Below are 242 nucleotides of genomic sequence, written 5' to 3'. Positions count from 1 at the left end.
CTTACATCCATCGCATTTGAAAGCGACTCAAGCGTTGCGTTTGGCGTCCAGTTTTTATCAAGCATAAAGCGCGGCACAGTATCATTTTGATTTGTTGTTGCGCTTAATTTACCTACAGGTAAACCAATAACCGCACCAATCATTGCGGCGCACACATTACCAAAGTTACCACTAGGTACTGATATATGTGCTGTTGCGCGTTTTTCTTTTGGTAGCTGTGCGATGGCTTCAAAGTAGTAACA

At 43.0% G+C, this 242-nt stretch carries 1 pseudogene; it reads right to left on the bottom strand.

What is annotated here, in order from left to right:
* Nucleotides 1-242 (bottom strand): annotated as a pseudogene (locus AAEY57_RS20890) (threonine synthase); the annotation flags it as partial.

It is taken from the genome of Pseudoalteromonas sp. MER144-MNA-CIBAN-0113 (assembly GCF_040308965.1).
GTDB classification, from domain to species: Bacteria; Pseudomonadota; Gammaproteobacteria; order Enterobacterales; family Alteromonadaceae; genus Pseudoalteromonas; species Pseudoalteromonas tetraodonis.
The sequence above is the reverse complement of the archived record's forward strand: the minus strand, read 5'-3'. Positions and strand labels throughout refer to the sequence as shown.